Consider the following 6,386-nt stretch of genomic DNA (forward strand, 5'->3'; position numbering starts at 1 on the left):
CTGAAGTACCGTACAATTTTACAACGACCTTGCGTGATATAGCGAGGGGTTATGTCAATAATAGGTAAGAAATAGAAAATTAGTTCACATTATGAAGAAATTGGAAGCTAATCAGGCTAACTTTTGAAGTTGGGCCGATTATACCCATGCCTACCAATAAAAAGAAGGCATGGGTATAAAAATCACACCGCTTCTTCGAGTTGCTTGGTTTCTTCTTCAATCTGCTGTAAATGTCGGTTTGCTTGCTGTAACTGATACATTTGGGCATAACGACCATTTTGTTTCAGCAGTTCTTTGTGTGTGCCTTTCTCTACTAACTCCCCATGATGAAGAACAATGATTTGGTCCGCATCCAAAATAGTTGAAAGTCGATGAGCGATAACAACGAGCGTCATGTCTTGTCTGAGTACCGCCAAGCTCTTTTGTATTAAAGCTTCTGTTCCTGAGTCAATATTGGCCGTTGCTTCATCTAATATCAATATTTTAGGTTTTACCACAAGCACACGCGCTAAAGCTAAGAGCTGTTTTTGTCCAGCAGATAGATTGGTTTCACCTTGACCTAACTGCGTGTCTAGCCCATTAGGATAACGGTGAATTTGCTCTGCCAAACCTACCTTGTCTAACGCATCCCATATTTGAGTATCGTCAACCGCTCGACCAAGAGAGATGTTTTCTCTGACTGAAGCAGGGAGAATATGTGGATCTTGTTGAACCATTGCCACATCTTTGCGAAGGACGTCTTTCCCTAGTGTTTTAAGTGGACGACCATCGATGAGCAGTTCACCACATTGCGTTGGATAAAAGCCCATCAATAGTGACGCTAATGTGCTTTTACCGCTTCCTGTATGCCCGACAAGTGCGATAAAGTCTTGGTGGTTGGCCTTCAACGAAATGTCTTTTAGGACGTCCTGTTTACCATCGTAGCTAAATGTGAGGTCTTTAAGTTCGATAGCACCTGACCTTAATGGTTGATGATCGTCCCCGTAAGTTTGTTCTTTTGCATCAATCAATTCAAAAACACGTTCGCTTGATACTAACGCCTGCTGAAGTAGAGCAAGTTGCTGAGTCATCTCAATTAGTGGTTCAGTAACTCGCGCAAGATAACTGATAAATGCATACAGTACCCCCACACCAATCAACTCAATACCATTAAAACCAAAGATCGCAACCAAGCAAAGCAACGCAAGACCAGCGAGTAAGTCCATTAATGGTCTTAGCAGATAGCCGTTTAGCCGAATCACTCGTTTAGATGCCACCAGATGCTCTGCGGTTAGCTCGTTGAACTGTTTATTAAAACGCTCTTCTTGTTGCATTAATTGAATGACACTCATCCCTTGAATGGATTCACTCAGATTCGCATTTATATCGGTCAATAGGTCACGCATCTTTCGGTAGCTTTCTGTACTTAGCTGCTTAAACAAGTACATAAAGCCGATGACGATCGGCAGTAATACAAGCACAACGAGTGTGAGCTTCCAACTCATGAAAAACATAACGCCAAGCATTACGACAATCATGACCACGTTTTTCACCACGGTCGCGATCAAAAGCTCATAAAATTGCTGTAAAGATTCCGTATCGTTGGTGATTCGCGACACCAATTTTCCAGCAGGAGTGTAATCAAACGCAGATAACGGCTGCTTAATCACGCCAGAAAATACTTGCTTACGAATCGCTTTGATCGTGTTAGCCGCGACAATGCTAAATTGCAATGACTGAAAATACTGGAATGTTGCCGATACAATCTGAAGAGCGATATAACCTACTGCTAGCGAAATCAGAACATTCTGTGAATAGTCACCTTTAGCGATGTGCTCATCAATGAAATATTGAATCAACCAAGGGCCGCCAGCGCTGGCTAACGCTGCGATAAACAGCAAAGCAAGTCCTTTAATCATTGGCTTTGGTTGAGATAATGGGTAAGACATCAACCGTTTAAACGTACTGGTCTGGTTCATTCATTATTCCTCCATCGCCTGCTCTAGTTTTTGGTACTCGAACATTTCGGCGTACCATCCCTGATGCGCTAATAAAGCGCTATGTTGCCCACGTTCAGTAATGTGGCCGTGATTCAAGACAATGATCTCGTCTGCTGCTTCCAATGCGGTGAGGCGGTGTGCAATAACGATTAGGGCTTGATCACGGTAGTGTGTTTCCAAATTCTTAAGGATTTGATGTTCGGTTCGGCCATCAACAGCCGAAAGCGCATCATCCAATACCAAGACTTGTGTATTTAGTAACATAGCGCGTGCTATCGCAATTCGTTGTTTTTGTCCTCCAGAGAGAGTAATGCCTTTCTCGCCAACTTCAGTTTGATAGCCTTCAGGAAACTTCTCTATATCATCATGAATACAGGCTAACTTTGCTGCTCTGTAGACTTCTTCCTTTCCCGCGTTAGGGTTGCCTAAGGCAATATTGTCAAAGATAGATTTTGAAAATAGAAACGGGCTTTGATTAACCACGGCAAAGCGGTTGCGCCACTGAGGAAGTAGGGCATCTTTAATCTCAACATCCCCGAATGTAATTGAACCGTTTGTTAGGTCGTGCTGACGCAAAAGCAGCGTTAGCAGGGTTGATTTTCCGCTTCCGACAGGACCTGCTACTCCCAACATTTTACCGGGCTTGAGCTCGATTTTTATTTCGGCCAAAGCTGGTGGTAAATCACTGGACCAGTGGAAAGCATTGATATCAATTTTTAATGGCAGTGGTTTATCTTCTAATGGTTTATTACCACTGACAATCTCTGGTGTTTCATCAAAGATCTCTTGTAGGCGATTCCATGCTGCGGAGCCTCGCTCTAAAATATTAAATAAGAAAGCGAAGGCCAGCATAGGCCATATCATCAACCCTAAATACATCGTAAAGGCTGTTAGATCACCAAGCGTGATCTCTCCCTTATCGACAAGGTAAGCACCAGCAGCGACACTGAGAAGGAAAGAGAGGCCGATGGTGAGTTGGATAGCTGGATCAAATCTCGCGTCGACTCTAGCGACGGCGATATTTTTCTGACCGGTATCATCGACTACATCTTCAAAGCGCTGTTGCTCTTGATTCTCTAACCCAAAAGCTCGCAACATTCGCACGCCGTTAAGTGACTCTTGCGTCATGTCTGACATGGTAGAAAAGGCTTCCTGAGCAATGCGGAAACGTTGATGCAGTATACGGACGATAAAAAAGATGATGATTGCAAGAAACGGCATTGGAAGAAGTGCCATAACGGTGAGCTTCCAGCTAACTTGCGTTACCATAATGATTAAAACTGCAATACCCGTGATCAAGGAATCGGCTGCCGTTAAAACCCCTTCGCCGGCTGTCATTACGATGTTACGTACATCATTAGTACCACGCGCCATCAGATCACCGGTCTTATAACGTTCGAAAAATCGGGGTGGTTGTGTCGATAAGTGCCTATAGAGGCGATTACGTAGAATGGTTCCGAGTTCCCAGCTTGCGCCGAAAAGCCAAATTCGCCATAAGATACGGCATCCATAAATGGCAAAGATCAGTGCAGTGAGTCCCAAGAGCCACAGAATCAGCGTATTTGTATCTAACGTGTTATCTACGACCCCATCAACGATGATTCCGACCGCTTTAGGAGGAACAAGTTGTAGAGTTGATATCACAGCGAAAAGCAAAATCGATCCGACATAATGCTTCCACTTTTGTTGGAAATACCAACGTAACTGCCAGAATATTCTCATCACGCCTCCCGCTTTAAATTATTGAATTTGTTATAGAACTATTATTGAGCAAAATGATGAGTTTACAAGCACAAATTATTGGCGGTCGGAAAAACGATAGATTGTTTCGATTACGGGCGTGTGCGGTCGCGAATTACTTGTTTTCTCGCTGCAAGCTAACTATGAAACAACATTATGTGAAATAGTTGTTAATAATGGGTTTTGGGGCCAGTATTCTGCTAAAAGCGATGAAAGCACCAAAAGTGCAACTGTTACTTTCACTCACTAGGGGAACTAGCAGTCGTCAGTTTGTATTTTGTAGCTGACTTGGCCACCTGGAGTTTCTGGGTAGTAAACTTCGACATAACACATATGGTCTGGACCAACAGGTTTGTTTGCAAAGCCGATAAGGAAATAGGGTTCGTCCGGGCTGTCTACCCCGTACCAAGTATTAATAGTGAGTTGAGGGTCGAAACCTGCCAGCTCTTTTGCGGGAATGACATTCTTAATAAATCCAAAGTAACCAATTAGGTCGTTATTGCCGTCATTATCTAGATCAATGTTATATTGTTTGCCGCCATCTACCGTCTCTTGAGATTGAATAACGGCTTTGGTGTACACAAAGTTGTTTGCAGTCATGAGCGCTTCCCTCGCGCCATATAGAACCGCCACTCGAGCATCTTTTTGCAGACCAAGAAATTTAGGAAGGGCAATAACACTAACGACACCAAGGATAATGATGCACACAATGAGTTCAATGAGGGTAAATCCTTGAGAGCGATGCACTGCCTTTTCTCCATGAGTCATGAATAGTTTGGCGGCTATTTTGATATAAAAATGCGTAGGTCAAGTATTAAAAAAGGATGGGAAGGGGTGACCAAGCTTGCAGATCTTAAATATAAAGCAAGTTGCTTATTTGTTGCATGCTGTTGGGAGGCGGCTATCGAATAAGGGGAGAGAGTTAAATTCGGGAGGATAAAATACCTCCCGAAATGAGCAATTAAGACTCGTTTGCGACGGCTTGACCGCTGCGCTTAAACACAAATCGCCAAATAAATAAGACAACGGCGATATAGGTTAGACCAACACCTAACGCTTGCCAGTGCATGCCGTTATACATTGCGATTGGCATAAGCGAGATGATGAAAATGTCCGTAATTGAGCCTGGAACATAAGCGATAGCATAGTCGTCTAACACTTTACTGCGCATTTTGGGGTCGACAATGCGTAATAACGCGATACCCATAGCGACTGTACCTGTTAACCATCCCCAAGAGAAAATGCCTTTCTCAAACCAGTCATCTCCCATGATGCGAGGTGCAACCCAAAAGATAAGCCATAGCGTGAACGCGATACCACCAATTGCGAGCACTACCATTGGCATTAAATACTGCGCTAGAACCGTGATCTTAATCGCTGAGATACCAAAGATGATCAGGTAATCCGTACTAATACCCGCTGCGTGTTTGAATGCGCCGTCACATAGGTAATGAGATGCCTTGGTTTGCTTAGCGATGATTCGAACTAACATACCGCCTAGAAAGCCAGTAACGAAAGTCGGAATTTGTACCTTATCGTGGAAAGAAGATAAGTAGTTGGCTGCTACATAAGAGAAAGCCGTTACCACTACAACCAGCGCCGCGTGAATCGCGAAAGAATCGACTGACAATGATGACATCGTATCTTTCATCACTGGTTCTTGATCGTCAGGTTTCACTAAGCCTTTGCGTTCGTGTTCGTCCATGCTATCGAATGTCGTAAAGCTACGAATCCAGCCCATTTTCAACGCAAACTGAAGCATTAACATGCCCACAGAGATTGAAATAAAGATCCCAACTGTGGCGAACGTTAAACCGAGCGTGAAGCCATCTTCCCAACCAAGTCCCGTGAAGATTTCACCGACTACAGATGCTGAACCATGTCCGCCCATGAATCCAGCGGACATGGTTACGCCAAACCCAGGATTAATCTCAGGCCAAAAGAAGGTGGTAAGTACTAAACCAAACATTGCTGCAAACAGCCATTGCGACACGGATGCAATTTGGTTAAACGCCCACAATGAGCCTGCTCGTTGAGCAACCACTTTTGGTGACGGGACATCTGTTGCTAAACCCAACGCAGAAAAAAGTGCAGCAGTTAAGAGGCTTGCGTTTGCGGTAAAGGTATCTGTCCAAGGTAATACGTTAAGCAGAGCTGGGCCAAAAATAAGACCAAATAACCCAGCCAATACAGCAGATGGAATGTACATGCGTTGTAGTAAAGGCATATGTACACGAATTACTTTTGCTGCAATTAATAGTAAGCCAGCGATGGCTAAGTCAGTCAGCATTAGACCTTTTGGCATTTCTTGTCCTCCAGTAAATGCGTTCAAGGGGCTCATCCTTTTAACCAGCCTTGATGTAATAAATAACTTCCAGCACAAAACCACGAAAATAGTCACTCATGTGACATCGCGTCATGGTTGTTCTAGTCAGCACTCTATTGCGCTGTCGAATTTGTATTAACGGATCTGTTGATCCTTAAATCTATAAAGTGAGTGCAATTGTTGTGAGTGCTCACGAAGTGTTGAGAAATTTGAATAAATTCCTCGATCAAGTTTCTGATAGTTCACTCAGGAAGGGCGTGTATCCTAGTCAGTTTGTCAGCGCAATGCAATTGAGCGTCATCAATATTTAGTGCCTAAAAACAGGGCACTTGTAATTAAAT

4 protein-coding genes are annotated in these 6,386 nt (G+C 43.6%); all 4 read right to left on the reverse strand.

Annotated elements, in window-relative coordinates; translation table 11 throughout:
- Positions 1–182: 182 nt before the first annotated feature.
- On the reverse strand, positions 183–1,958 hold the full coding sequence (locus CAG69_RS19360) for an ABC transporter transmembrane domain-containing protein (protein ID WP_161445733.1): 1,776 nt from the start codon (positions 1,956–1,958) through the stop codon (positions 183–185).
- Positions 1,959–1,961: 3 nt separating this feature from the next.
- On the reverse strand, positions 1,962–3,701 hold the full coding sequence (locus CAG69_RS19365) for an ABC transporter transmembrane domain-containing protein (protein WP_161445735.1): 1,740 nt from the start codon (positions 3,699–3,701) through the stop codon (positions 1,962–1,964).
- 273 nt (positions 3,702–3,974) lie between these two features.
- Complete coding sequence (locus CAG69_RS19370; protein WP_031780385.1) at positions 3,975–4,487, reverse strand: prepilin-type N-terminal cleavage/methylation domain-containing protein; 513 nt, start codon at positions 4,485–4,487, stop codon at positions 3,975–3,977.
- A gap of 193 nt (positions 4,488–4,680) precedes the next feature.
- Positions 4,681–6,024: a sodium/glutamate symporter gene (locus CAG69_RS19375; protein ID WP_047008748.1), complete on the reverse strand. Its 1,344-nt coding sequence runs from the start codon at positions 6,022–6,024 to the stop codon at positions 4,681–4,683.
- Positions 6,025–6,386: the final 362 nt, after the last annotated feature.

Origin of the sequence: Vibrio sp. V43_P6S15P86 (assembly GCF_009904725.1) — a bacterium.
GTDB lineage: Bacteria > Pseudomonadota > Gammaproteobacteria > Enterobacterales > Vibrionaceae > Vibrio > Vibrio diabolicus.